A 26,827-nucleotide genomic window follows, 5' to 3' on the forward strand; every position below is an offset into this window, starting at 1 on the left:
TATTCGAAAGGCCTTGACCGAACGATGAGCACCAGCCAGGAAACACCCCAGCCGGGATACGCGTCGAATCGCTCAGTGACCCGGGCCGTCCGGATCCTGCGCGCATTGGCTGCATCGGGGACTCCCATGACGGTCACCGATGTGGCCAAAAAGATCGACCTGGCGCGCGCCACTACCTTCCGTCTCCTCATGACATTGGAGGAGGAAGGTATCGTGGACCGGCAGGACACGTTGTACTCCCTGGGGTGGGACCTGGGCCGCATCGCCCAATCGGTCGACCCTGCCTCTGGCCTGGTGCCCCGAATCAAGGACATCCTTGAGGAATTCGCCAACGAGACAAACGAGACCGTCACCTTCAGCCTCAGGCGCGGCCTGTACGAGCTGGACCTGGTACTCCAGGCATCACCCAGGCTCCTGGGCATGACAATGTCCGAGATGTACGGCATGCATTGGCCACACCACGCATCAGCCACGGGCAAGCTGCTGTTGGCCGAGCTCACAGAGGACCAACTGCGGATGGCCGTGGGAGACCAGCTCGAGGCCCTCACCGCCGCCACGATCACCAACTACGAGGACCTGATCCAGGAACTGAAGGCCGTCCGTGAACGCGGCTGGGCCAGCACCGTCGAGGAACTCGAAGACGGCGTCATCGCCTTTGCCGCCCCCGTGAGGGACTCAGTGGGGACGTTCCTGGGGGCGGTGGCCATCGTTGGCCCCCGCCACCGCATGGACAACGAAGAAAAACAGGCCGAGATGCCAGGTCGCCTGATGGCCGCTGCCGAACGCATGCAGCAGCGGATGAACCCCCCGCAGGCATAAGGACTTCCCGCATGCCAGTGGGGGCCTCTGAGGTCGGCGTCTCCGGCCGAAGTCCTATCAACCAATACAAGAGCAGTTAAACAAGCCAAGAGCAGTGCCGATCATCAGGATGATCGGCACTGCTCTTGTTGTTCTCCGGTCCCTTAGAGGGCGAGGTGTCCGGTCGCTTCGAGCACTGAATCGAGCCAGGAAACCCTGTTGCTGAAACGGGCCGTCTTGCCCGGCGGAGTCCAGCGGTAAGACTCGTGTTCCCAATCCAGCTCCAACCGCCGCCGGGACGTGACAGCGGTAAAGGTGTGGACCAGCCACGGCATTCCTGACCCATCGCTGAGCATCAGGTCTCGCCCCTCGCGGAGCTCGAGGAGGTCGTCCATTGCCAGCCCTGTCTCTTCCAGCAGTTCCCGGAACGCCTGTTCCTCCGGCGAAGCATCCGGCTCCAGGTACCCGGTGACGCAGTGCCAGCGCCCCCTGTCATGTGCCAGATCCCGGCTCCGCTTCAAGAGGGCGATCTTGTCCCGCCACTGGACAACCACGGCGACAACCCGGCACGGCGGGGCAGAAGGCGAAGTCTGGAACCCTGCGGCGTCAACGATGGTGCTCATGGTCCCTTAACCCTGAGGCCGGAGCGTTCCGGGGGCCGGAAAGGAAAGAGTAGGCCTGCTCCAGATAGATCCCTTCCCACGGGGAGGAGACGAGGCGCATGCCAGAGCCCAAGGAGTGTGTTTCGGCGCGTCGAGGGTCTCCGACGACCCCAGGCCCATCCGTCTGGGGCGTCAAGGCCGGCTCGGAACGAAAGACAATCGTCAACGGACTTTCCTCTCCTCGTCTGATTTCGCATCTCACGTAGCATTCATTGAATGAACGTTACGTTCACTAAATGAATGCTAACTATGGCATGGATCACCACGTACGGCAAGGAGGCGCCGTCCCCGAAGTTCGCCAGAACGGGCAGGCCGGCCGTCTCTCCTGACGCCCCAGCCCGCGATACCGCAGCTCGACCCCGTTCATCCAGTGAACACTTTGTTCAAAATATTTGCGTTTTGTACGTGGTGTGGGCCACAATGAAGATACGGTCCGATGCGACCGCAGCATTCAAATCTTCATCAGCCCGTGGGCAATTGGCTGCCACGAACTGCAGCTGGGGCGATGATGCCCCCTTAAGAAAATCCGAGGAGGACGCCGTGATCCAGATTGTTCGCTTTATCTCCACCACGCTGGCCCACCCGCACGCCATTGGCCGCCGGGCAAGGGGTACACAGGTCGTTTCGGGACCGGGTTCCCACCGATCGCCCGGCCAGTGGGTGTGCAGGCCCTGGGAGGGCCTGTCCCTCGAGGAACAGGACTAGCCTCCAGCAAATCCCTGATCCGAGCCGCGGATCAGGACCGGCAGCAACCTTCGCCGTGACAGCTGTTCCAGCAACTCACAGCATCACAGCCCCCACGGGCTGATCTTTCCCAACAGTTTTGACAGCGGTTCACCATCGGACGGGGGATCCGTGTCCGGCCGCGATCCCGCCCGCCAGGCACGACGGCACAGCCCGATCGCTGCATCCAATGAGCGAGCCCAAACCATGAGGAGTGACGTGGAAGTCACAGGAAACATCACCGACAATCCGGCCGAAACATCCCCGGCGTTCAAGAAACGTTTTATGGCGCGGCTGATCTTCGTGCTTACCGGGGGCATGTTCCTGGACGGCTACATCCTTGGCATCGTCGGCCCGGTGACCGGCAGCATCGCCACGGACCTGGAACTGTCAACGGTCTGGGAGGGCCTGATCGCAGCCGGCCCATTGTTCGGCATCCTCCTCGGCTCCCCGCTCGGCGGGTGGGCCGGTGACAAGTTCGGCCGCAAACCCCTGTTCATGATCGACATGGCCCTGTTCGTGATCGCCTCAGGACTGCAGTTTTTCGTCGACTCACCCCTGCTCCTGTTTGTAGTGCGCTTCCTGATGGGCGTCGCCATCGGCACTGAGTACGCGGTGGGCTGGCCGATGATGTCCGAGTTCGCCCCGGCCCGCCTCCGCGGACGCCTGATGGCCCTGACCCTCGTCGCCTGGTACGCCGGCTTCATGATCGCCTTCCTCGTCGGCCACGTCCTGGTCCACTCGACCGACCTCAGCTGGCACATCATCCTGGGCACCAGCACACTCCTGGCGCTGATCCTGTTCATCGCCCGCCTCGGCCTGCCCGAATCACCACGCTGGCTCTGGAACCAGGGACGCCAGCAGGAAGCACGGCGGATCGCCCACAAGTACATGGAAAGCTCCACCGAAATGGCCGACGTCGAGCACGAAGACATCCGCAAGGGCACCTTCAGCATGCTCTTCTCCCGCAGCTACTGGCGTGCCACCCTCTTCGTCTCGATGTTCTGGTTCTGCGCCGTCGCACCCTACTTCGCCATCGCCACCTTCGCCGACAGCGTGCTGCAGCAATACGGACTCGGCGGCGGGCTGGCCGGCGGCATCGGCCTCTCCGCAGTCGCCCTCGCTGCCGTCATCATTACCTTCCTGCTGATCGACAAGGTCGGGCGCCGTGCGCTTACCGTTCCACCCCAGTGGCTGTGCGCCGTCCTGCTGGCGGTTATCGGCCTCTGGGCGGGGGCGCCGCCCGTCGTGGTACTCGTCCTCTTCCTCGCGTTCTCTTTCTTCAACGCCATGTATACCACCCTCACCGGCGTCTACCCGGCCGAGGTATTTCCCACAGAGATCCGCGGAATCGGAACCGGCTTCGCCGCAGCCGTAAGCCGAGTCGGTGCCGGAATGGGGACCTTCCTGTTGCCCTGGTCAATGGCCAATCTCGGCCCCGCCGTATCGATGCTCATCGCCGCCGGCATCGCACTCCTCGGCGCTGCACTCTCGCAATGGCTCGCTCCCGAAACCAAGGGCAAGAGCCTTACCGAAACCGCGTCCGGGTTCTCCCACTAGTTGCAGTACGCCTGACTCATCTCTTCTGTTTTCGATCGCCCAGGAGGCGCACCAAATGACACTTCACGGACATTCCCTGATCGCGGGGGAAGCGACCCCCGGTACCAGCGGCACGGCCCACGGGATCAACCCGGCCACCAATGAACAGCTCGAACCGGCCTACACCCTGATCAGCGAAGAGCAGCTCAAGGCGGCCACCGCGGCCGCCGCCGACGCTTTCGAGTCCTTCAGCGCCCTCGAGCCGGAGCAGCATGCGCGGTTCCTCGAGGCGATCGCCGAAAACATCGAGGCCACCGGCGACGAACTCATCGAACGCACGGCCACCGAAACCGGGCTCGGCCTGGACCGGCTCCGCGGCGAACGCGCCCGGACCACCGGCCAGCTGCGGCTCTTCGCCGACGTCGTCCGCCACGGCGACTTCCGCGGCGTCCGCATCGACCCCGCCATCCCCGACCGCACTCCCCTGCCCCGCGCCGACATCCGCCAGCGCCAAATCCCGCTCGGCCCCGTCGCCGTGTTCGGAGCCAGCAACTTCCCGCTGGCCTTCTCCGTTGCCGGCGGCGACACGGCCTCGGCGTTCGCAGCCGGCTGCCCCGTCATCGTCAAGGCCCACAATGCCCACCCCGGCGCCGCCGAACTCGTCGGCCAGGCCATCACCAAGGCCGTCGCCGACCTCGGCCTCCACCCCGGCGTCTTCTCCCTCGTCTACGGCTCCGGCGCCAGCATCGGCCAGGCCCTCGTGGCCGACCCCGCCATCAAAGCCGTCGGCTTCACCGGCTCCCGCGCCGGCGGCACCGCCCTCATGCGCACCGCCGCCGCACGCCCCGAACCGATCCCCGTCTACGCCGAAATGTCCTCCATCAACCCCGTCTACGTCTTCCCCGGCGCCCTCGAAGGCGACGTGGCGGCCCTCGCGACACAGTACGTCGGATCCGTCACCGGCAGCTCCGGACAGCTCTGCACCTCACCCGGACTCGTCTTCGTCCCCGAAGGCGACGCCGGCAACCGGTTCACCGCCGCCGTCACCGACGCCATCAGCGCCCTGACCGGCCAGACCATGCTCAGCGGCGGCATCGCCAGCGCCTGGCAACACGGCCACGACGCACTCGAAGCAGCCCCCGACGTCGAACTCCTCGGCCGGGGCACGGAAGGTCCGGGCGAAAACTCCCCCGCGCCGGCAGTCTTCAGCGCCGAACTCGACGTCTTCATCAACAACCCCGTCCTGCACGAAGAAGTCTTCGGCGCCGCCTCCCTCGTGGTCCGCTACAAAGGCAGCGAAGACCTGATCGAGGCCACCGCCAAACTCGAGGGACAGCTCACCGCATCCCTGCACATCACCGACGACGACTACACCGCCGCCGCACCGCTCATCCCCACCCTCGAGCGCAAGGTCGGCCGGATCATCGTCAACGGCTGGCCCACCGGCGTCGAGGTCGGCCACGCCGTCGTCCACGGCGGCCCCTACCCCGCCACCTCGGACGCCAAAACCACCTCCGTCGGATCCCTCGCGATCGACCGCTTCCTGCGCCCGGTCGCCTACCAGAACTTCCCCGACCAGCTCCGCCCGGCACCCCTGAAGGACGCCAACCCCTGGCACCTCAACCGCCTCATCAACGGCAAACCGGAACAGGCCAACTAACAACCCAGCAACAAAACTCCAGGCTTCCGGCCCCGGACATGCTCCCGCAAGAGACGCCGTCCGGGGCCGGAAAACCACCCTGTTGTTCAACAGTGCCCATAACGCCGACCAACCCAAGCCACCCCAGGACCATGTACACCTACGCCCAATCGCGTCCTCAGCCTCGTCTCCATGCGCCCTCTCCACCGGTACCAGACTGGTCTAAATTGTCCCGCGGTGACACCGTCACCGTGCGCCACCGGGACGGCAAAATCATCACCGGTCGCATTGAAATGATGGCCATCGACCGCAGCGCTTTCTGGGTCATCCAGGACGCCGGCCTGGGGCGGACCATGGTCTACGGTGCCGATAAGCCCCTGGTCCACGTAAGGAAAACCTGAGGACAGGTGAAAAACCAGGATGACTGCGACAAACTTCCTCGGCGCCAACACCTCCCCCGCCCCCGCACACAGTAGGTAACCGGAAATGACACAGCCTCAAACACACACGACCTTTCGCACGGCTCTTGAAGACGGTCGCAATCTGCCCATTGCCCTGCCATCGAAGGTGATCTGCGTCGGGCTGAACTACCGTGATCATGCCACTGAAGCGGGCCTTGAGGCACCGATCAAGCCGCTGCTCTTCGCTAAATGGCCGAACACACTCATCGGCCACGGCGGCGAGATTCTTGTTCCACAGGGCGTCAGAACAGACTACGAAGCCGAACTTGCCGTGGTGATCGGTCGCCGGGCACGCAACGTCACCAGTGGGGAGGCCCTGGAGTACGTGGCGGGATACCTTTGCGCGAACGACGTATCCGCCCGGGACCTCCAGTTCGACGACGGGCAATGGGTGCGGGGCAAGAGCTTGGACACGTTCTGTCCGATCGGCCCCACGCTGGTGCCCGCCGACCAAGTGCCCGACCCCCAGAACCTGGGGATCAAGCTGTTGCTGAACGGAGTCCTGATGCAGGACTCATCTACCGCGCAGATGATCTTCAGCGTTGCCGACATAATCAGCTACGTCTCCCAGACGGCCACCCTGGAGCCCGGCGACGTCATACTGACCGGCACCCCGGCAGGTGTGGGCGTGTTCCGCAACCCGGCGGTGGGTCTCAAAGACGGCGACGAAGTCACCGTCGAGATCGAGCGGATCGGTAAGCTCACCAACCGCGTCCGAACCACCACCTAGAAAAGCCCCGCTGGAGCCTCCCGGCGGCCCGGAAGGAACACCATGCAACTGAAAGGCAAAATCGCCGTCATCAGTGGCGGAGGACAAGGAATCGGCGGCGGAATTGTTCAGCGCTTCCTGGAAGAAGGCGCACAAGTGGCAATCCTGCAACGCCGGCCGCTGCAGACCTCACTGGAGCAGCATCCGACTGTGCTGGGCATCCAGGCCGACCTGACCGACCCTGCAGCCATCACCACGGCCATAGAGCGAACTGCCACGCATTTCGGCAAAATCGACGTCCTCGTCAACAACGCAGGGATCATGTTCGAGCGAAGCGTCGCCGAAATACAATGCGAAGAATGGGACACCATGATGGCCCTTAACCTCCGCGCCCCACTCTTCCTGGCACAGGCGGTCCTCCCCCACATGAAGCGCAGCGGCGGAGGCAGCATCATCAACATCGGCTCCATTGAAGGACTGGCAGCGAACCCCGGCCACACGGCCTACTCCGCCTCCAAAGCCGGCATGCACGGAATGACCAAGGCCCTCGCTGTAGACCTCGGCCCCGACAACATCAGATGCAACGCCATAGCACCGGGCTGGATCTCCTCCGAGCTCAGCGAAAACTACCTCAACGCACAGGCCGACCCAGCCGCCGCACGGGCTGGCCTGAAGGCCCTCCACCCTGTGGGTCGCATAGGACGACCGACGGACGTCGGTGATTTGGCCGTCTACTTGGCAAGCGACAACTCAAGTTTCCTGACCGGCGAGATCATCGTCCTCGACGGCGGCAGAACAGCAAAGCTTCCCCTTCCCTTCTAATCCGGCACGCACTCCGAAGACGAACGCCATTCCAGGATTCGGAGGTCACCCGGGAACTGACGGTCACGCAGACAGCCCAGGGGGGAATGACCGCCGTCTGCGAGCAATTCAGCATATCCCCAGTGTGTCGGCCCTCCTGCTATGTGAGATCTGACGTACATCGAGAATGGCCGTGGCCAGGCCCTCCGGGTCTTCCTGTGGGGTGTTGTGACCGACCGGCGTCCGCCGGTAATCAACCATGCGCGCGAAGTGCGCCTCATGCTCCTCGCGTGTCAACGGTGGAGTGATCGGATCATCGGTCGGATCGATGACGATGGTCGGCACCGTGATCACCGGTTGTGTGGCGATGACGCGCTCCAACTCGTCGTACACGGGGTCGCCGGGCGTCAGTTCATAGCGGACGCGGTACGAATGAATCACGACGTCGACGAAGTCCGGATTGCCGAACGACGTGGCTGTCGCCTCGAACGTATCGTCGTCGAAGTCCCAGTGTGGTGACCCCTCGCACCACAACTGCCGGGCTAGTTCGTGCCGGTAGCGGGTGAGACCTTCACGGCCGCGTTCATTCTGGAAGTACCACTGATGCCAGTTGTTCGCCTCTATCGCAGGTGGTTCCGGCGTTGTCGCCATGGCTTTAACGTCGTGCACGTTGTATCCGCCGATCGTGACCAGACCGCTCACCTTCTCAGGCCAGAGCATGGCAGTCAGGCACGCCGCACGGCCACCCCAGTCGAACCCGGCGACGATCGGTTTGTCCAGCCCGAGGCCATCGATGAAATCGTGGAGGTCGGAACCGAGGGCCGCCTGCTGACCCGACCGCAGCGTGCCTGCTGACCGGAACCGCGTCGGACCGTGGCCGCGAAGATACGGAACAAGGACATGCGCGCCCTCTTCAACAAGACGGTCCGCCGCCTCGTCATAGCTGCGGGGGTCATAAGGAAAGCCATGTAACAGCACAACCGGAAAGCCGTCGTCGGCACCGGACCGCTCAAAGGCAATGTCGAGCGTGTCCGTCGTCAGGTAATCAAGCGGGAGGGGCATCCTTTGATAGTACTCAAGGGCTCTATTTCTCATTTTCTACGGGAGTCCCAAAGACTCCGGAGGCGGACCAGGGTTCGGGCGGTGCTAGGCCATTGTCGGACTAGAGCACGCCCCAACCTGACGCCGGGGACCAGCTTTCTGGGAATTCTTGGTTATCGGCGCTCCGAGGTGACCGTACGGAGCGGACAGAACTGTTACCTCCGGCCAGCGCGCAGCTGAAGGGCGTGGTGGAGCTTCAGGGCGACGTGCAAGGACACGGCCCGCCAGCCGTCGTCGAGGGCGTCTGGGCCAAGCATTTCGCGGACCCGTTCAAGCCGGTAATGCAGTGTTGCGCGGTGGATAGATAGCTTTTGGCTGGTGGCGGCTACATTCCGTCCTGAGTCGAGGTAGGCAACTACGGTCTGCCACCCTTCCCTGTTCCCGTCCTGGATGAGCTTCCTGGCGTCATCGCTGACCTCGTAAGCGGTCTGCCGGTTAAGCGGTCGGCCCTGCAGCAGGCGCCAGGTTCCCATCTCTTCCCACATGAGTGGTGCCTGTCCATCTCCCAGCAACGCGGAGACGGCAGCAGCGAACTCCGCCCTGTCCCGTGCGGTCTCCAGTTCAAGCTCCGAGCCGGCCATCGCGGAGCCGGTGTGTTCGACCTCAAGTCCGCCGGTCCGTACCAGGCGCCCGACGCTGGCAAGAACGGTGCTGGAATCCCGGGAGGACCGGTCGCGGGAAACGATGGTGAGCTGCCCCGGGGTGTAGCGCGCCAGGTACGGCCGGCCGAGACGGGGGCGGGACAGCTCAAGTTGGGGGTCTTTAGCGCGTGCAGCCGCCGTTGCCCCTCCGGACGGTCCCAGCCGCAGGACATGTACTGAGAACCGCCCGTCTTCCGGGAGGTGACCGAGCCCGACGGCTTCCTCCACCGCTCCCAGGGCAGTTGCCTTGACGACTGTGCGAGCAGTGAGTTCCCTGATCAGCTCCGCACGGTCCTGCAGCGTGACATCCTCGGCGCCGAGGATGTCCGCCAGTTGGGAGACCGTCCTGCCCGCCGCCTCCAGCTCTTTCTCACTCACCGGCGGTTCATCAAACAACCACAGGTAGCCTGACAGCTGCCTGCCCTGGCGGATCGGGAAACACACACGGGGCAGCATGCCAAATTCCTCGTTCGCCGGCAGCCGGACCGGCGCGTAGGAGTCCTGGATGCCGTGGCTGAGCATCCACGGAACAGGTTCGGGCGGCGGTGACCTGTCAATGATTGCCGAGATCCGTCGCTGGTCGATTGCACCAACTTGAGCGCTGGCGCAAAGGAGCTCAAAGGAGGGGTTGTCTACCGCAACTGACCTGCCCAACTCGTCGCAAAGCTCGTCAACCAGGATCTGCACGGCGTTTTGGCCTTCGCCGACAACACCCTTGTCTTTTGACATTTGTCGAAGATACTTCAGTAATGGGCTGAGGACAACCGGCACGGTCGTGGACGAGCATGAAGGAAGAACATGACCGGGGTCACAGTCGATCCCGGGCAAGATCCGGAAGGGCACCGTGACCGACAGTATCTTTACCCCAATGGCCAGCGCCGGCCTGACAACCTTGAAGCTCCAGTACGACTGGCGGAGCGACGAGCACCGTCTCTTCGCCGCCAAAGAATGGGAACCAGGGCAGGACTTCTCGCAGTACAACAAGTCGTTCTACAACGAGAATGTGTTGACGCCCGACGCGGTCTACCTCAACTCACGGCAAGTACGGCAACTGTTCGCCGACCACGGACTGACGGACTACTTGGAGCGGATCATGGAGCTGCTCCGCCAGGGACGGCATTTCGGGATCGAGGCGTATTTCCATGCGGAGAAGGACATCCGGTTCATGTGCCACCAGCACAGCCGCAAGCTGGGGGTCATGAACAAACGGCATGCGATCATGGCCGGCGGCATCCGCCGTCACCCCAGGCACGAAGCCGAGATCGACGTCGTGGTCGACGGGCTGAACCTGGGCCGGGCCATGAGCTTCAAGAACATAGCAGCGGATCTGGACTTCGGCGGTTGCAAAACCACAGTCCAAATGGACGAACTCGACCTCAATGACCTTGAAGCCCTCGGTTTCCTTTCCTTCGCCCTGGACAGGTGCCGGACCATGACGGGACCGGACATGAACTTCCCCACCGAGATGTCCGATGTGATCAACGAGCACTTTTCTGCCCAGTTCACCAACGGGCCTAGCTCCCCCTTGGGCGAGAGCGGCAAGCCCACGGCCTATGGCACGTACCTCGCGCTGAAGGAAGCCGTGCGGTTCACGGAAGGAACCGGTGAGCTGGACGGCAAGAGCGTGGCCGTTATGGGCCTGGGTGCCGTCGGCTGGCATCTTGCAGAACTGCTGAACGCCGACGGCGCAAAGCTGTTCGTGGCCGATGTGAACCGGGAACGTGTCTCCAAGTTCATATCCGCCCACTCACGGGGGCATGTCATGGCCGTCGACGTGGCAGGAGTCCTGGACCTGGACGCCGACATCCTCTGCCCGGCCGCGATCGGCGGGATCATCGACGAGGACGTCATTGGCCGCCTGCGCTACCGCTACGTGTTCGGCCCGGCCAACAACCAACTCAAGGCCACCAGCCAGGCCGAGGAAGAACGCCTGGCCCGGCTCCTCGCCGACCGCGGCATCCTCTTCCAGACCGAATGGTGGCACAACACCGCTGGAGTGATGTGCGGGGCCGAGGAATACATCAACGGTGCCAACGCCTCCTACGAATCGCTCCAGCAGCGCATCGAGCGGACCATCCCTGCCAAGACCCGCCGGAACCTGGAACAGGCCGGCGAACTGGGCATCACCCCCACCGAAAACGCCTACCGCACCTGCGCGGACATCATCTACGGGAACTAGGACCATGAGCAAAATCGAAACCACGGACCAGACGTCCGGCATGCAGCGCGGACTCAAAAACCGGCACATCCAGATGATCGCCCTTGGATCCTCCATCGGCACCGGGCTGTTCCTGATGTCCGGTACCAGCGTCCAGACCGCCGGACCCGTTGTCCTGTTCGCCTACATCATTGCCGGCGCGGTGATCTTCATGATCATGCGCATGCTCGGGGAAATGGCCGTCGCCCGGCCAGTCTCCGGTTCGTTCAGCACCTACGCCCACGAATACATCGGCAAGGGCGCCGGATTCGCCGCGGGATGGAACTGGTGGTTCACCTGCATCGTGGTCGGCATGCTGGAACTGACCGCCGCCGGGCTGTTCGTTGACTTCTGGTTCCCCGGCCACCCCCACTGGGTTACTGCTCTCATCGCCCTGGTGGTCATCACCGGCGCCAATCTCATCCATGTCAGCGCTTTTGGGGAGTTCGAGTTCTGGTTCACCATCATCAAAGTCGCCGCGGTCGTAGCCATGATTGTCTTTGGCCTTGCCCTGATCTTCGGCCTCGGAACCGGCCAAGGCCCGGTCGGTCTGGGAAACCTCTGGCAGCATGGCGGCTTCGCCCCGCACGGCCTGGGCGGATTCATGCTCTCCCTCGTCGCTGTGACCTTCACCTTCGGCGGCATTGAATCCCTCGGCACCGCCGCCGGCGAGACCAAAGACCCGGGACGGAGCATCCCCAAAGCCATCAACCGCGTGATCTTCCGCATCCTGATCTTCTACGTAGGGGCCATCGGAATCATGCTCGTGATCTGGCCCTGGGACCGCATCGGTCTGGACGGCAGCCCGTTCGTCCTCATCCTCGTGGGGCTGGGCATCGGCGGCGCCGCAGTAATCCTCAACATCGTGGTACTGACCGCCGCCCTGTCGGTCTACAACACCATGGTCTACAGCGGGGCGCGCATGCTGCACGGCCTCGCCCAGAGAGGGCAAGCGCCGGCACTGTTCGCCCGCACGAACCGCCGCGGCGTCCCCGTGGCCGGGCTCCTCGCCAACTCCTCAATCACCGGCGTCGTGGTGCTGCTGAACTACCTCTTCCCCGGCCAACTGCTCCTGGTGCTCGTGGCCGTCATCCTCTGCGCCGAAATCATCACCTGGAGCGCCATCGCGATCGCCCACCTGCGCTTCCGCAAAACCCAGCAGCGCGACGGAGAGATCAGCACCTACCGCTCCCCCCTTTACCCCTATGCCAACTACCTCTGCCTGGCCTTCTTCGCCCTGCTCGTAGTCCTCATGGCCATAATTCCCGACTTCCAAACGGGCGCCATCGCGCTGCCGATCTGGCTCGCCGTGCTGTTCACGGCTTCCGCCATCCACAGCCGGGTCTCCAACCGCAGACGCCGGGAAGAAGAACCCCACCCGGTACCCGCGGCCTCCTGACAGCCCCGAGCTGGAGGAGCGCCCGCTAATGCAAGCGCCGGGCACTCCTCCAGCCCGCGGCCCCACGATCTGAACCTGACAAAGGATCCCTGTGACCACTGTTTCCGACGCCGTCGCTGAAACCATCGCCGACCACACTGACGAAGTGTTCGCCCTCATGGGGAACGGCAACGCCCACCTCGCCGATGCACTCGCCCGCCAAAAACGTGTCCATATAACAGGTGTTCGCCATGAAGCGGCTACTGTCGCATCAGCTGATGCCTACCACCGCATCAGTAGGCGCATCGCCGTGGCCACCACTACCTATGGCCCCGGCTACACCAATGCCCTGACGCCCCTGGCCGAGGCTGCCATGTCCCGCACGCCCCTTGTTGTCGTCGTGGGAGGAGAACCCACTACAGGCCCCAGACCCTGGGACGTGGACCAAACCAAACTTGCCCACGCAGTAGGCGCCCGCACGGTAACCGCAACTAAACAAGCACCTCGGGCCGCGACGCGCCAGGCGTTTGAGATCGCCACCTCGGAACGGCTGCCTGTGGTCCTGACCGTCCCCTACGACCTTGCCGCCGCGGAAGCCGACGACGAAACTATCATCTGGGCAGGCACCCCCCTCCCATCCCCGGCCGTCACTCCCCCGGCAAAGGACAACGCCGCGGCGGCCGCCCGGCTGCTCGCCTCAGCCCATCGTCCCCTCGTCCTCGCAGGCCGCGGAGCCCGGGAAGCGGCAGCCGAACTCGGAGCTCTGGCAGATCGTATCGGTGCCCTCACCGTCAGTTCCGCGCCGGCCCGGGGGATCTTCGCCGGCAGGGAATGGGACCTAGGCGTGTGCGGCGGCTTCGCCGCCGAGGACAGCTCCAAGCTCATTCGGCAGGCCGACGTCGTGCTCATCGTCGGCGCCGGGCTGAACCAGTTCACCATGGCTTTCGGCAACCAGTTCGCTCCCGAAGCCACCGTCATTCAGGTCGACATCGAGACGAGCCCAACAAACCCCCGCGTGGACAGTTCCTCCACGGCAACGCAAAAGATGTTGTCGTCGGCCTGCTCGAATTCCTGCCAGCGACGGTGCAGGCCAAAGAAAGATGGGACGGAATAGCCACCGAAGCGCGGAACTCCCGACTGACATACACCCGTGACAGCGGCACCGGCCAGGCCGCGGACGGCCGCCTCGACCCCCGCACCGTCATGTCACGGCTCAACGAGATCCTTCCCGCCAACAGGCAGGTCGTGACCGACGGCGGCCACTTCATCGGGTGGCCCAGTTACTACTTCGATCTGCCCGCCACCGACAGTCTCACAATGGTCGGAACCCACTTCCAGTCCATCGGGCTCGGCTTCCCCTCGGCTCCCGGAGCCCTCCGCGCCCGGCCCGACGCCACAACCGTCCTCGTCACCGGCGATGGCGGCGGAATCATGGGCCTGCCCGACCTCGACTCGCTTAACCGGACCGCGCACAGCGCCATCGTTCTGGTACTCAACGACGCCTGCTACGGCGCCGAAATCCACCAATACGGTGCCCAGGGCCTGGACGAGAAAATCATGGAAATCGACCAGGCAGACTTCAGCAAACTCGCGGAAGGATTCGGCGCGACCGGCGCCGTCGTCGAGACCATGGACGACCTCGACAGAGTAAACGCCTGGGTGCAGGACGGCGCCCACGGCACCCTGGTCGTGGACATCCGCATCTCACGAAGCATCGTTGCCCCCTTCCTCCTCGAAATCATCGAGGCCACCCTGAAAAAGTAGGCAGATTGGTCGATGGGCATCGGTCCAGTTGACATATACCCCAACCTGACGCCTCGGGCCAATACGTCTTGATTTTCCCTCTGGGGAGGACCTAGAACTCAATCTGACAGGTTCGGGGGTTGGTGGCACCATTGGCTGGTCAGTGAATCGGGTGCGTACGGGTCAGCCCGCCCTCTTGAAGAGAACGGGGGCGCGAGCTTGACGGTTTGATTCTGGAGCAGGTTTCACGGACAATGCCTCCGGCAGGATTGCCGGCCGGCCTCAGCTGACCGAGTTGCTCCGGTTCGCGCGTGACGGGGCCACGGTCGTCGGGTCACAGGATGGGCTGCCTGTCCGGAACCTCGATGACTTGCACGCTCTGGTCCAACGCCTCACCCTGCCCCATGCTCTCCGTCTTGGGAGCCTTCGCCGAATTCGAACGCGCCCTCATCGGGAACGCCGGCTCGGAGGCATTGCCTTGGCCAACAGCGCGGCGCCTACCAAGGACGGAAAAGACCCTCACACCGGAACGCGCAGCCGAAACTGTTCAGCGTCTCGTCACGACCTCCGGCAGTGCGAGCGGACCTGTTTTCCCGCAGGCAATACCACTGGCCGGCTTGTCTCGCCCAGGTTCGGGCTGCGGGCAGCCTGGCTGGGCTTGATTCCATTAAGCGCTTCCACTACGAGGCGTAACTAGGAGTGGCCGTGAGGTCACCCGCCCCGAGCCTCCTCCTTTTCAGGGTTTGTCGCGCATATCTTTTCATCGGGGCTGCCAAGCGTCACGGGCCAAGAATCAGGACGGGTTAATCGTCGAATTGTCCATATACAGCATTCAATGATGCCTTCCTGGTGCGTCGTCCCCCTCGTACAGTCGGATCAGCGCTCCAGGCCGAGTGCTAAGCATCCATTCTCGAGAGGACTATCGCCCCATGAAAAATTGGGAACGTCGAAAGCGGTGCCTGTTGCGTAGGCTCAGATTGCCTACCGCAGCGATGACAGGACTCGCCATTGGGGCGTTGGCATTCCTGGGCGGCCCAGCTGAGGGCACGCCAAGCGCTGGACCGGTCAGCGGTGCAAACGAACCTGCCGGTACCGAGATCCTCTCGATAGGGGGCACCAACGTCGTCAGCCAGTATGGGCGGGTAGTGCCATCGTTTGACGGGTGGAGCCACACACAACCCACGCGGGACTACCAAAAGCTCGACGGCAAGTGGCGATTCACTTTTGATCCAGGAAACCGCGGACTCGACGAGCAATGGTTCGCCACCAAATACAACGATAAATCATGGGCAAGCACCCGCATCCCGGCCGCCTGGGATCTGGAGGACACCCCCGACTTCGGGTCGCTAGACGGCGCCAATTTCGGCCAAGGTACCGCTTTCACGGACGGATACGCTTGGTACCGCAGCGAACTGAACATTCCGAAGTCATGGAATGACAAAGATATTCGCCTGAACTTCTTGGCGGTCAACTACAGAGCCGACGTCTGGGTCAACGGTGCATTCCTAGGAACGCATGAGGGTGGAAATACACCCTTTTCGCTCCCAGCGAAGAATGCCATCGCCCCGGGGGAACGAGCCAGCATCGCAGTGCGCGTTTACCGGGCCCCGTCCTATCCGGACTACGCCACGGGCGCCAATCCAATTACCGATAATAAGGCTATTCCCTACAAGCCTGTCGACTACTGGCCCTATGCCGGGATCACTCGGTCGGCGTGGATCGAAGCCACCCCAGAGGTAGTCATCAGCAAGCTCTTGGTGAAGGCCGACGGACGCACCTTCGATGGCCGCGTGGTGATTGAAAACACCAGCAGCGGCCGATCTTCGGGTCACGTGACCGTCGACCCCGGAAAGAAAACGGGCATGAAGCCAGTAACAGTCGGTTATTCTATCGCCGCGGGAGCGACTGGCGTGGTTTCGGTCATAGGAGACACCCCCGGGGTGCAGCGCTGGTTCCCAGAATCGCCGACCATTCAGGAAGCAACCGCCCGCGTCGAGACAGACCGCGGAGAACGGGACGAGCTGACCACGCGGTACGGCGCACGGGAGCTCTCAGTGCATGGATCGAAAATCACAATCAACGGCCGACAGCAGTTCCTCAAAGGACTCAACTGGCACGAAGAGAACGCCACCCGCGGTCGGGCAATGACCACGGCGGACCTGAAGCGTGAACTCGACTCAGCAAAAGAAGCACACGCAAATTTCCTGCGGAACTCCGTCTACAACCGCCACCCCTACGTCTATGAGTGGGCCGATGAAAACGGCATGCTGCTCATGGACGACGTTGACAACATGTGGCTAAATACGCCTCAGGAACGACTTCAGACGGAGCAGTACGGGCTATCCCGGGCTCTTGCGGTGATGATGGCGTGGAACCAGCACAACAGTCCCTCGGTTATTTTGTGGGGCCTGCAAAACGAGTCGGAGATAGATCCTGGCGGCGCAGCCTACAAGGCTTGGATCAAGGACATGAAAGACGCCGTGAAGGCCGTCGATATTTCCCAGCGGCCCGTGACGTGGGCATCTTCAACAACTGCCGACCCTGCGTTCGACATTGCCGACGTGATCGGATTCAACGAGTACTTCGGATACTTCTACGGTGCCAGCAGCGACCTCGGTCGTGCCATCGATGGCGTGCATGCAAAATACCCAGACAAGCCGATCCTTATCACAGAGAACGGCACGTGGTCGCTTCCGGGAAACCACGGCCCGGCGGATACGCAGGGCACGGAGGAATGGCAGGCGGCTTACTTTCAAGCGCACTGGGACGAAGTAGCTGCCCGTCCGGAATACGTAGCGGGCTACACCCACTGGGTGTTGAAGGACTACAAAGAACGCGCCGGTTACAACCAGGCGTACAACGGCGTCTCCGTGATGGGAATGCTCGCATTCGACGGGACGAAGAAGCTGGTCTATGCAGCGTTCCAGGACGCCGCGCTCCCCGTTCTGTCAAAGAATCAAGCGGCGCGGCGGTAGCCGGCCCGGCGTCCGGGCGCCGCAGGCCCGGCAGCGCCCGTGTCCCCGGGTTTCCTGGGGACACGGGCGTTGCGGCTGGTCAATCGAGATGTAACAGCGGGAGAACCACGGTCTAGGGGGCGGACATCCGCGTTTGACGGCGGAACTCGCTGGGGTTCTGGCCGTGCTTCGTGCGGAACACCTTGGAGAAATAGAGTTGATCCGCATAACCCACCCGTTCCGCAATAGAACCGACGCTCAAGTCGGTTTCCTCCAGAAGACTGCGGGCTTTACGCATCCGTAGATCGGTCTGGTAGGCGAGTACGCCACCTCCGGTGGTTTTTTTGAACATCGCGCTGAGGTAGGAGACCGAAACGCCGGCCTCGGCCGCAATGTCGGGAACCCGCAGAGAGCTGGCCAATGAGTCGGCGATCCGGGTCATGGCGATCTGCAAGGGGTCGCCGTGCTCAGGAGTCAGCCGGTCAAGTGCCAGCTCCACGAGCAGGTGCCAGGCAACGCCTGAGGCCCCCAGTGCCGCCTGGGTCTCGGAGCCGACCTCGAGCTTACTGACCAGGTCATCCATAAGATGGATGATCCGTTCCACGCCTTTTACGGCGAAGCTGGGCTGCGTTGTGGTCACGTCCAGGGCGTCTGTCAGTTCCTGCAGGTCAGTGCCCCGGGCATGGAACCACCAGATCGACCAAGGGTCGGAATCCGACGCTATGTAGCTGTGTGGCGTCCCGTAAGGGATGACGATGAAGTCGGCCGGACGGACGTTATGGATGGTGTCGCCCAAGCTCACTTGTCCGCGGCCCCCGACGCAGAAGATAAAAATCGTCTCCGGCACACCCGCTGGCCGGACCCGGCCATGCCGGCGCGCGTGGGGGAAAAAGCCTGCGTCCGTGACCGAGAGCCTCTCCGTGATGGGAGACGCCAGCGTCCTCCGGATCAACGGACGAGGAAGAACCACGAGGCGCTGGTTTGGAAAGCCGTCCATAAGTCGAGGCAATGATTGCTCTACCCTCAGATGAGCTCGACGGCTTGTAAGAATAGAATTGTCCATAGTAAGGATAGATATCACCATTCTGGCGGATCGGGCAAGGGAGCATTCTGTAACTGTGCATGTTGAAGACGAGACCCCGAAACTTACCCTTCCCGAAGTTCCTGCCCATCTTGCGGAGGCTCTTGCTGGGGGCGCTGCTGTTGCTTGGCATGAGCCCGTCGAGATTGCCACCTTTGATGTGGGCGCACCCGAACGTTACCCGATGTTCTTTGAGAACCGGGTCTACCAAGGCTCGAGCGGCAAGGTGTATCCGATGCCTTTCACCGAGCGCGTTGCCCTTGAATCGCGGCCGCGCAAGTGGGCTGCGATTCATTTGGAAAACCGGTTCGTGCGGCTCATGGTGTTACCGGAACTGGGTGGCAGGATCCACATCGGTTATGACAAGACCAACGGCTACGATTTTTTCTACCGGAACAACGTCATTAAGCCCGCTTTGGTCGGTCTGGACGGTCCCTGGATCTCGGGCGGTGTCGAGTTCAACTGGCCGCAGCATCACCGTCCGGCGACCGCGTTTCCGGTCGAGACCGAGATCGAAACGCATGACAGCGGCTCGGTGACCGTGTGGTGCTCGGACCATGATCCCTTTGATCGGATGAAGGGCATGCACGGCGTCCACCTGAGTGCCGAGAGCAACCTCATCGAATTGAAGGTGCGGCTCTTCAACCGGACCAGCGAGACCAAGACTTTCCTCTGGTGGGCCAACGTCGCGGCACGCGTCCACGATGAATACCAGTCCTTCTTTCCGACCGATGTCCGCTATGTCGCCGATCACGCCCGCCGGGCCATCGTCAGCTTTCCCGAAGCGGACAGGCCATACTACGGAGTGGATTACCCGGGGCTGAAATCGGCGGTGAGCCCCGACGCTGCCCGGCTCGACTACTACCGGAACATCCCTGCACCAACTTCTTACATGGTCACCGACACCGAGGACAGCTTCTTCGGCGGCTACGACTTCAAGGCTGACGCCGGGTTCGTGCATTGGGCAGACCGGCATATCGCGCCGGGTAAGAAGCAGTGGACCTGGGGGAATTCACCCTTTGGCTGGGCGTGGGACGCAGCTCTGACCGAGAATGATGGCCCGTACGTCGAGCTCATGGCAGGGGTGTACACCGACAACCAGCCAGATTTTACCTTCATTGGCCCAGGCGAAACCAAAACGTTCTCGCAGTATTGGTATCCTGTGTCGCGAGTCGGAGTCGTTCACCACGCCACGACCGATGTAGCAGTGCACCTCGATGTTGAGCCGGGACAGGGCACCACCCGGCTCGGCATTGGTGCGGCGGCCACTCGTTTGATTGACGCCAGAATCACACTCGCAGCCGGCGACGCCGAGCTGTACGCCCAAGATGTCCGCCTCGCCCCCGGCGAACCTTGGCTTGGCGAGGTCGGGGTGGATGGCGAGTATGCCGCCGAGGACGTGCGAATCTCCATCTCCGAAGGGGGCAGCGAATTGCTTAGCTGGGCGCGCCCGGCGGTCGTCTATGTAAGCGAACCACCATTGGCAACGGAGCCGCCGGCGCCGGAGGACATCGAGACAATCGAGGAACTTTACATCACCGGCCTGCACCTAGTTCAGTACCGGCACCCCACCCGTTCGCCGCTGCCGTATTGGATGGAGGCATTGCGACGGGACCCTGGCGACGTCCGCAGCAACCTTGCCCTCGCCCGAGAACGCTACGAACACTTCGACTATGAAGAAGCCCTCGGCTACGCTGAGCGGGCTCTGGGCCGGCTCACCCGCCGCAACAACAACCCACGTGACGGTGAAGCCTCCTACCTGATCGGCCTTTGTAACATGAGTCTCGGACTGGAGCCGAAGGCTTATGCGGCCTTCGCGAAAGCCGCCTGGGACGTCAAATGGGCGTCTCCATCTTGCTTCGAGATGGGCCGCCTCGACATCAGGGAGGGAAGACTGGGCCAAGCTTTGGAGTGCTTCGATCGATGCCTGCGCCTGGACACCAACAACCTGCGGGCCATCGCCGGGAAGGTGATCGTGCTTCGCCGGCTGGGCCGAACCGAGGAAGCCGGGAAGGTGCTGGATGCAGGGCTCGCCTTGGACGGCCTCGACCAGCTCCTGCGGCAGCTGGCTGGCATGCAGCTTAGCGCCGATGGTCTTGTCGTCCTGGACGTCGCCTTCGAGCTCCAAGGATTCGGTCAGAACGACCAGGCCCGAGCACTGTTCGAGCAAGCCAGGGAAACCCACCCCACCGCAACGGGAAACGCTGCAGTGATCGCCCACTACGCATTGATGACGTGCGACGATACGTTGCAGGGCGCCGCTGCCGCAGCCGATGCTCCAGGAGCGGAACTTTGTTTCCCAAGCGGCCACGACATGTTCCGGGTTCTTGCCCGCGCGCGGACGCTCGTGCCGGACGACAGCACTGTTGCCGCGCTGATGGGCGCACTGCTCTATGGCTGCGGGGAACACGCGAGGGCTTGGGAGCAGTTCCGCGCCGCCGTCGCTTCCGGCACGTCCGACCCGGTGGTGCTGCGCAATGCGGCCGTGGCCGTCTTCCACGCTGACGGGGACGGCGGCGCAGCCCTGGCATATTACGAACGGGCCATGCAGGTTGCCGAAAACGATCCGCGACTGGTCTACGAAAGTGACCAACTATTGCGGAGGCTGGGATCCGGGCCCGAGGAACGGCTGGCCCGGCTGCGCACTTACGGCGAGACCATACTCAGCCGGGACGACCTGACCATAGAGTTCTGCGATCTTCTGATCAAACAAGGCGAGGCGGCCGAAGCCCACCGCATCATGTCCGGCCGCACCTTCCAGCCTTGGGAGGGCGGCGAAGGCCGCGCCCTGTCAGCCTGGCAGGCCGCAGCACTGGCCCTCGCCCAGGAATCCAAAGACCGCGGCCAGATCACCATTGCCTTGGACTACGTCCAGAAGGCGATCCACACCCCGCGGACGCTCGGCGAGGCACGGCATCCCTTGGCCAGTATGGCGCCGGTGCTCCTGACTCTCGGAGACGTCCTTGAAGCGATGGGCGACTCCGACGGGGCCTTGGAGGCCTGGTCGGGCATCTATCAGGACCCTGCCGGGCCGCATCGAAACGCCGCAGAGGTCAACGACGACGATATCTATGCGGCAGGCTGCGTGCTTGGCCGCCTCGGAGACCCGGCAGCGGAAGCATCCTGGCAGCATCTGGACGAGACCGCGCAGCGTCTGGAACGGGAAGCCCCTAATGTTGACTATTTCGCGACCTCACTCCCTGAGCTCCTGCTCTTCGCGGAGGAACCCGAGGAAGCCGCAGCCCGGCGCGCCGCGCGCCTGCGGACACTGGCAGCTGCAGGGCGACAAAGCATCACCGTGCCGGCCACAGACGCTTCCATGGCTGCAACGACCACACCATGACGGAAGGAAAAACAACGATGTTTAAGAAACTAGTGACGGGGGTGAGCGTTGTCCTGGCAGTCGGTCTCGCAACAGCGTGTTCCGCCCCAGGGCCGACCAACCAAGACTCAAACGCACCTGTGCACCTCACCTTTTGGAGCTGGCTGCCCGCCGGCCTGGACAAGTCAGTGGACCTGTGGAACAAGGAACACCCGAACGTCCAGGTAAAACTCGAAACCGTACCCGCGGGCAGTTCAGGCACCTACGCGAAGATGCGGACCGCCCTGCAGGCCGGCTCCGGCGCGCCGGATCTGGCCCAGATCGAGTATCAGAATCTGCCGGAATTCGTGATGGACGACAGCTTGATAGACCTCGCCCCCTTGGGCATGGCCGACCAGGCAGACAAATTCATCGACTGGCAGGTAGCGCAGTCGACCTTCGACAGCAGGATCGTGGCCGTGCCGCAGGCCTCGGGACCCATGGGTCTCTACTACCGGAAGGACGTCTTCGCTAAACTCGGGATCAAGCCGCCCACCACGTGGCAAGAATACGCGGACGCTGCAGCCAAGGTGCACGCCGCGAACCCCAAGCAGTATCTCTCCACCTTCCCGCCCGGAAACTCTGCATGGTTCACCGCGCTGGCATGGCAGTCGGGGGCAAAGTGGTTCGGCCTGGACGGCGACACCTGGACAGTAAACATAGACACACCGGAGACCCGGAAGGTGGCACAGTACTGGGACGATCTGATCAAGTCAGGTGCGATCAAGACGGAGCCGGACTTTGCGGACGGCTGGTACAGCGATCTGCAGAACGGCAACATCGTGGGCTGGGCCTCGGCGCAGTGGGGCGAGGCTATCCTCAAAGGCAACGCTGCAGGCACGTCCGGTAAATGGTCCGTGGCACCTATGCCGCAGTGGGGCGGCGGGAAATTCGCCTCCTCCAACTGGGGCGGATCCACTACCGCAGTGCTGAAAACCACCAAGAATGCCAAGGAAGCGGCTGACTTCGCACTCTGGCTCAACTCCGATCCTCGCAGCATCGCGTACCTTTACGACGGCGGGTTCGGTTGGCCAGCCGCCAAAGACGGCCTGAGCAACAAGTCGCTATCCGCACCGTCCAAGTTCCTCGGCGGCCAGGAGACCAAGCAAATCTGGGCTGACTCCGACAAGGCAGTCAATAACGAATGGAAGTGGATTCCGACCACAGCCACGACCTACCAGCACCTCAACGACGCCTTCCAAGCGGCCGTTGAAGGGCACGGGACTTTCGTCGACGCAGTGGCAAAAGCACAGCAGCAGACACTGGACGACCTGAAAGCCAAAGGGTTGAACGTCCGGGCCGGCAGCTAAGACCGGGAGGGGAGGCAGCCTCTGCGCGCCTCCCCTGCCCAGCCGTTTCCTACTCACTCAAGGATGCTGAGATGACTTCTATCACCACCCGGCGGCGCTGGACCGTCGTCGGGTTCCTGAGCCCGTTCCTGCTGCTCATGACACTGTTCCTGATCGTGCCGATCCTGTTCGCCCTCTACCAGAGCGTGATGGGGATCAAGCGCTCAGGCGCGTTCGGAAAGGCCGGATCTCCCGAATTCGTCGGACTGAACAATTACATCCAGGCGTTAGGCGACCCTACATTCACGGCCAGCTTCGGCAGGGTACTCCTCTTCGCCGCAGTCCAGGTGCCCCTCATGATCGTCTTCGCCACGGTCCTGGCACTGCTGCTCGACGCTGCCTCGGCGCGTTGGGTGAAGTTCTTCCGCACCGCCTTCTTCCTGCCATATGGCGTGCCGGGGGTGATCGCTTCGATGCTCTGGGGCTTCCTCTACACCCCCCAGCTCAGCCCGCTCATCGACGTCGGAAACCTTCTCGGGATCAGGCTCGATTTCCTGGGCGGCGGCTCCATACTGTGGTCAATCGCCAACATCGTGACGTGGCAGTACGCCGGCTACAACATGCTGGTCCTGGTGGCCCAGCTTAAGTCGATCGATCAGGACCTCTTCGAAGCAGCAGAAATAGACGGGGCGAACGCGTGGCAAATGGTCACGAAAATCAAACTCCCGTTGATCCGTCCGGCCCTGATCCTCACCACCGTTTTCACCATCATCGGCACCATCCAGCTGTTTACCGAACCAATGATCCTGCAACCCATTTCGCCGAGCATCGGCACCGGGTACACCCCCAACCTGGCCGCTTACAACGAAGCGTTTACTCGGAACAACTACAACCTCGCAGCAGCTGAGGCCGTGATCCTGGCCGTGGCGGCCACCGGCCTGTCCTTCGGCTTCCTCAAATTCGTCACCCGCAAAGAACGGAGCGTGTGATGAGCACCGACATTGTGGAAAACACCGAGAACGGGACCACAGCCAGCACCCGAAGGACTGCCAAAGCGCTTCCCAAGAAAACCCGGAAAGCAGGCAAGGCGCCGCTGACAGCAAGGATCCTCACGACCACCGTGATGGCGACCGCCGCAATCTACTTCCTGCTGCCGGTCTATTGGCTCATCGTGGCAGCGACCAAGGACAGGGCGGGACTTTTCACCTCCTCGGGTCTATGGTTCAGCGATCCACAACTCTTTCAGAACATCAGCGACGTACTGACGTTCGACAACGGCATCTACCTGCGCTGGGTTCTGAACAGCGTGATCTATTCAGCGGTCAGCGCCGTCTTCGCCACGCTGTTCTCGCTCATGGCAGGGTATTGTTTGGCGAAGTTCCAATTCCGCGGCCGCGAACGGATCTTCGACGTGATCCTTGCCGGAGTGATGATCCCGGGGACCGCGCTGGCTCTGCCGCTGTTCCTGCTGATGACCCAATTCGGCCTGGTGAACACATACTGGTCGGTCCTGTTGCCCTCTCTGGTCAGTCCCTTCGGGGTGTACCTCGGCCGAATTTACGCCAAAGCCGCGATACCCGACACTCTCCTGGAGGCGGCCCGGCTCGATGGCGCCGGCGAATTCCGGACCTTCTTCACCTTGGGACTGCGGCTCATGGCTCCGGTCGCCGTGACGATTTTCCTGTTCCAATTCGTTGGAAGCTGGAACAATTTCTTCCTGCCGCTGATCATGCTCTCCGACCGGGATTTGTACCCCATCATTCTTGGGCTCTCGCAGTGGCGCAGCGTCGCCGACAGAGTGCCCGAGATGTACCAGCTGACTATCGGAGGTTCGTTCATCTCGATCGTCCCCATTGTCATTGCCATCGTCAGCCTGCAGCGGTTCTGGCGCGCCGGCCTCGTCGAAGGCAGCGTCAAAGGCTGAGATCGAGCACGCCCGCCATTCCCCCAAAGATTATGAAGGACTTCATGAAAACCCCCTCCATTTACCCGCCAAGCTAACCATCACTCTTTGGGATTTCAGCTGGTACACCCAGACCGCTCCCGGCGAACCGTTCCACGATCTGGACGAGGCATTCCGTCAAGCCGTCGCCCGCGGCTACAACACAGTCCGGATCTGCGCCGCCCCTTTGCTGCTATTCGGTGACCACCAGATTGAATCCACCGCGCTCCAACTCACCAACATGGGCGGCGAAACGGGCCAACGGACGCGGTGGTACGACGCGGCTGGCGGGCAGACCATCAACGGTCGGGCGCACCTTATGAACTTGTTCGAGGCAGCCCGCAGGAACGACTGCTACGTCATCGTTTCATCCTGGGAATACCAACAGAGCCCGGCCTTCCTGGAGACATCGGCCTGGCACGACATGCTTAGTGCGATTTCGCCAAACCTCCGGCACATGGCACTCGCTGAAGCGTTGGGCCGCCTGTCCGATTTTCTGGGCGAGGCCGGACTGGCCGACAGAATCGCCTATCTCGAGCTACACAATGAGGTCGATCTCTCCCGCCTCGGCCAGGTCGTAACCGACGGCGAGAACACTTACTGGGGCCAACGGCCGTACCTCGAAGCGGCCCTCGACAACCTGCAACGGCTACAGCCGGACCTCCTCTCCACTGTTTGCTACGGAATTCCGCCCTACCTGGACATGAACTCAGTTCCGGACAATGCCCAGGTCGCCCATCAGCACATCTATGTTTATGGGGTACTCCATGAACTCGAGCGTTGGGCACAAGTCCGGGCCGCGCCACCCGCGTTTCCCAGCGCGGAGCTGCGCAGCCTTCTCCGCCCTGACGCGCCCAACTTTGCCACCTGGGGAGCCCAAGTCGCGCCCTGGCGGCTGGAAGCCACCGGAATTAGCCCAAGCATGTTCTACGCCTACGACTGGGTGGACCCCGTGGCCTGGGACACGTGGCTATACCGTAACTACGGCCGCCATGAACTGGAGATGAAGCAGGCAGTCGATGCCCGACTACGTGCGACAGCGAACTGGGCCCACCACCACGACGTCCCGGCCGTCATCGGCGAAGGGTGGATCGGTTACACACCCCTGCAGGCGGATTTCGAGGACGGGCCTATCGGCCAGGACTTCGCCCGCTACGCCGTCACACGGTGTGCCGAGTTGGGCTATTGGGGAACCTTGCCTGGTTCGAATTCGGCCCCCCAGCACCCCGGCTGGGCGAACACCGCTTTTCAGAAAGCGCTCAACGAATCTTTCGCTGGACATCGCAGTTAAAGCAGGTGGAAGGCATACTATCGGCGGCTTGAGGGAACGTACTTGGCCTGGTCATCAGCGCGGCTCTCCCAACGGAAGCCGGTGACCTCCGCCGGGATGAAGGTGCTAATGACCTCCCCGGCACTCACTCCCAGCGTCGTGGAGGAGCGGGGCCGGATAAAACCGGCTCCGCTTGATGCCAGCGGCTTTAACCCGGATAACGGCTTGCGATGTTTACGAGCCTGCAGTCCTGGTTGAATTCGAACGCAGCCAACTAAACAATTTCCCCGGGCCCGCGAAGTAGGTCGGTGCATGGTCTGATTGAGGGTACCCCCCAATCGGACCGGCCGATTGCTTGACGGAATCTCCATTACCGACCTTTGAACGGGACCAGTAGAAGTAGATGATCTTCTGCGCGAACGGCAGGTGGTAACACAATCTCCCCTGCTCACCAGGGATTCGGGTCTGGTCGTGCCGACTGTCTTGAAAGCACGGCATTTGGACGGGGGTTCTGAGACCGGGGCCAGCCGTTGCTCCT

Annotated in this window: 21 protein-coding genes; 17 read left to right on the forward strand and 4 right to left on the reverse strand. The window is 62.6% G+C overall.

Annotation, left to right across the window (positions count from 1 at the left end; genetic code table 11):
- The first annotated feature begins 24 nt into the window (after positions 1-24).
- Positions 25-819, forward strand: a complete 795-nt coding sequence (locus tag ACFVTE_RS16720) for an IclR family transcriptional regulator (protein ID WP_387102202.1) — start codon at positions 25-27, stop codon at positions 817-819.
- A 143-nt stretch (positions 820-962) separates the two neighbouring features.
- Here ACFVTE_RS16720 and ACFVTE_RS16725 read toward each other — a convergent pair whose 3' ends face one another.
- The gene (locus ACFVTE_RS16725) at positions 963-1,421 is read right to left on the reverse strand and encodes an NUDIX domain-containing protein (RefSeq protein ID WP_387102204.1); all 459 of its coding nucleotides are present in this window, start codon (positions 1,419-1,421) and stop codon (positions 963-965) included.
- A gap of 579 nt (positions 1,422-2,000) precedes the next feature.
- On the opposite strand from ACFVTE_RS16725, the gene ACFVTE_RS16730 reads away from it, so the two are divergent.
- The 6 genes from ACFVTE_RS16730 to ACFVTE_RS16755 all read left to right on the forward strand — a co-directional run bounded on the left by ACFVTE_RS16730 (position 2,001) and on the right by ACFVTE_RS16755 (position 7,353).
- Positions 2,001-2,165, forward strand: coding sequence for a hypothetical protein (locus ACFVTE_RS16730; protein WP_387102206.1), 165 nt, complete (start codon positions 2,001-2,003; stop codon positions 2,163-2,165).
- Positions 2,166-2,402: 237 nt separating this feature from the next.
- Complete coding sequence (locus tag ACFVTE_RS16735) at positions 2,403-3,743, forward strand: MFS transporter (protein ID WP_387102208.1); 1,341 nt, start codon at positions 2,403-2,405, stop codon at positions 3,741-3,743.
- 55 nt (positions 3,744-3,798) lie between these two features.
- The gene (locus ACFVTE_RS16740) at positions 3,799-5,382 is read left to right on the forward strand and encodes an aldehyde dehydrogenase (NADP(+)) (RefSeq protein WP_387102209.1); all 1,584 of its coding nucleotides are present in this window, start codon (positions 3,799-3,801) and stop codon (positions 5,380-5,382) included.
- A gap of 206 nt (positions 5,383-5,588) precedes the next feature.
- Positions 5,589-5,762: a hypothetical protein gene (locus tag ACFVTE_RS16745; protein ID WP_387102211.1), complete on the forward strand. Its 174-nt coding sequence runs from the start codon at positions 5,589-5,591 to the stop codon at positions 5,760-5,762.
- A gap of 85 nt (positions 5,763-5,847) precedes the next feature.
- Positions 5,848-6,552, forward strand: a complete 705-nt coding sequence (locus tag ACFVTE_RS16750; protein WP_387102213.1) for a fumarylacetoacetate hydrolase family protein — start codon at positions 5,848-5,850, stop codon at positions 6,550-6,552.
- Between the two features lie 42 nt (positions 6,553-6,594).
- On the forward strand, positions 6,595-7,353 hold the full coding sequence (locus tag ACFVTE_RS16755) for an SDR family NAD(P)-dependent oxidoreductase (protein WP_387102215.1): 759 nt from the start codon (positions 6,595-6,597) through the stop codon (positions 7,351-7,353).
- 108 nt (positions 7,354-7,461) lie between these two features.
- Here ACFVTE_RS16755 and ACFVTE_RS16760 read toward each other — a convergent pair whose 3' ends face one another.
- Together ACFVTE_RS16760 and ACFVTE_RS16765 are read right to left on the reverse strand one after the other, a co-directional pair.
- Positions 7,462-8,394 carry an alpha/beta fold hydrolase gene (locus ACFVTE_RS16760; RefSeq protein ID WP_387102216.1) on the reverse strand — a complete coding sequence of 311 codons (933 nt, stop codon included), beginning with the start codon at positions 8,392-8,394 and terminating at the stop codon, positions 7,462-7,464.
- Positions 8,395-8,588: 194 nt separating this feature from the next.
- Positions 8,589-9,803 carry a PucR family transcriptional regulator gene (locus ACFVTE_RS16765; RefSeq protein ID WP_387102218.1) on the reverse strand — a complete coding sequence of 405 codons (1,215 nt, stop codon included), beginning with the start codon at positions 9,801-9,803 and terminating at the stop codon, positions 8,589-8,591.
- Positions 9,804-9,918: 115 nt separating this feature from the next.
- Here ACFVTE_RS16765 and ACFVTE_RS16770 point away from each other — a divergent pair, with 115 nt between their 5' ends.
- The 5 genes from ACFVTE_RS16770 to ACFVTE_RS16790 all read left to right on the forward strand — a co-directional run bounded on the left by ACFVTE_RS16770 (position 9,919) and on the right by ACFVTE_RS16790 (position 17,367).
- Positions 9,919-11,253, forward strand: a complete 1,335-nt coding sequence (locus tag ACFVTE_RS16770) for a Glu/Leu/Phe/Val dehydrogenase dimerization domain-containing protein (protein WP_387102220.1) — start codon at positions 9,919-9,921, stop codon at positions 11,251-11,253.
- Between the two features lie 4 nt (positions 11,254-11,257).
- The gene (locus tag ACFVTE_RS16775; protein WP_387102222.1) at positions 11,258-12,670 is read left to right on the forward strand and encodes an amino acid permease; all 1,413 of its coding nucleotides are present in this window, start codon (positions 11,258-11,260) and stop codon (positions 12,668-12,670) included.
- A 91-nt stretch (positions 12,671-12,761) separates the two neighbouring features.
- Complete coding sequence (locus tag ACFVTE_RS16780; protein WP_387102224.1) at positions 12,762-13,763, forward strand: thiamine pyrophosphate-binding protein; 1,002 nt, start codon at positions 12,762-12,764, stop codon at positions 13,761-13,763.
- Positions 13,733-14,413 carry a thiamine pyrophosphate-dependent enzyme gene (locus ACFVTE_RS16785; RefSeq protein WP_387102226.1) on the forward strand — a complete coding sequence of 227 codons (681 nt, stop codon included), beginning with the start codon at positions 13,733-13,735 and terminating at the stop codon, positions 14,411-14,413. The genes ACFVTE_RS16780 and ACFVTE_RS16785 overlap by 31 nt, the downstream gene beginning before the upstream one ends.
- Positions 14,414-15,384: 971 nt before the next feature.
- Complete coding sequence (locus tag ACFVTE_RS16790; RefSeq protein ID WP_387102228.1) at positions 15,385-17,367, forward strand: glycoside hydrolase family 2 protein; 1,983 nt, start codon at positions 15,385-15,387, stop codon at positions 17,365-17,367.
- A gap of 112 nt (positions 17,368-17,479) precedes the next feature.
- On the opposite strand, the gene ACFVTE_RS16795 is transcribed toward ACFVTE_RS16790, so the two are convergent.
- Positions 17,480-18,430: an AraC family transcriptional regulator gene (locus tag ACFVTE_RS16795; RefSeq protein WP_387102229.1), complete on the reverse strand. Its 951-nt coding sequence runs from the start codon at positions 18,428-18,430 to the stop codon at positions 17,480-17,482.
- Positions 18,431-18,464: 34 nt separating this feature from the next.
- On the opposite strand from ACFVTE_RS16795, the gene ACFVTE_RS16800 reads away from it, so the two are divergent.
- From ACFVTE_RS16800 to ACFVTE_RS16820, 5 genes are all read left to right on the forward strand, one after another.
- Positions 18,465-21,770, forward strand: coding sequence for a DUF5107 domain-containing protein (locus ACFVTE_RS16800; protein WP_387102231.1), 3,306 nt, complete (start codon positions 18,465-18,467; stop codon positions 21,768-21,770).
- Between the two features lie 119 nt (positions 21,771-21,889).
- Positions 21,890-23,098 carry an ABC transporter substrate-binding protein gene (locus ACFVTE_RS16805; protein WP_387102232.1) on the forward strand — a complete coding sequence of 403 codons (1,209 nt, stop codon included), beginning with the start codon at positions 21,890-21,892 and terminating at the stop codon, positions 23,096-23,098.
- Between the two features lie 71 nt (positions 23,099-23,169).
- Complete coding sequence (locus ACFVTE_RS16810; protein WP_387102234.1) at positions 23,170-24,066, forward strand: carbohydrate ABC transporter permease; 897 nt, start codon at positions 23,170-23,172, stop codon at positions 24,064-24,066.
- The gene (locus tag ACFVTE_RS16815; RefSeq protein WP_387102236.1) at positions 24,066-25,001 is read left to right on the forward strand and encodes a carbohydrate ABC transporter permease; all 936 of its coding nucleotides are present in this window, start codon (positions 24,066-24,068) and stop codon (positions 24,999-25,001) included. The genes ACFVTE_RS16810 and ACFVTE_RS16815 overlap by 1 nt, the downstream gene beginning before the upstream one ends.
- Positions 24,937-26,310, forward strand: coding sequence for a cellulase-like family protein (locus ACFVTE_RS16820; protein WP_387102238.1), 1,374 nt, complete (start codon positions 24,937-24,939; stop codon positions 26,308-26,310). The genes ACFVTE_RS16815 and ACFVTE_RS16820 overlap by 65 nt, the downstream gene beginning before the upstream one ends.
- The last annotated feature ends 517 nt before the right edge of the window (positions 26,311-26,827 follow it).

The sequence above is a fragment of the Arthrobacter sp. NPDC058097 genome (assembly GCF_042884885.1).
Classification (GTDB): Bacteria; Actinomycetota; Actinomycetes; order Actinomycetales; family Micrococcaceae; genus Arthrobacter.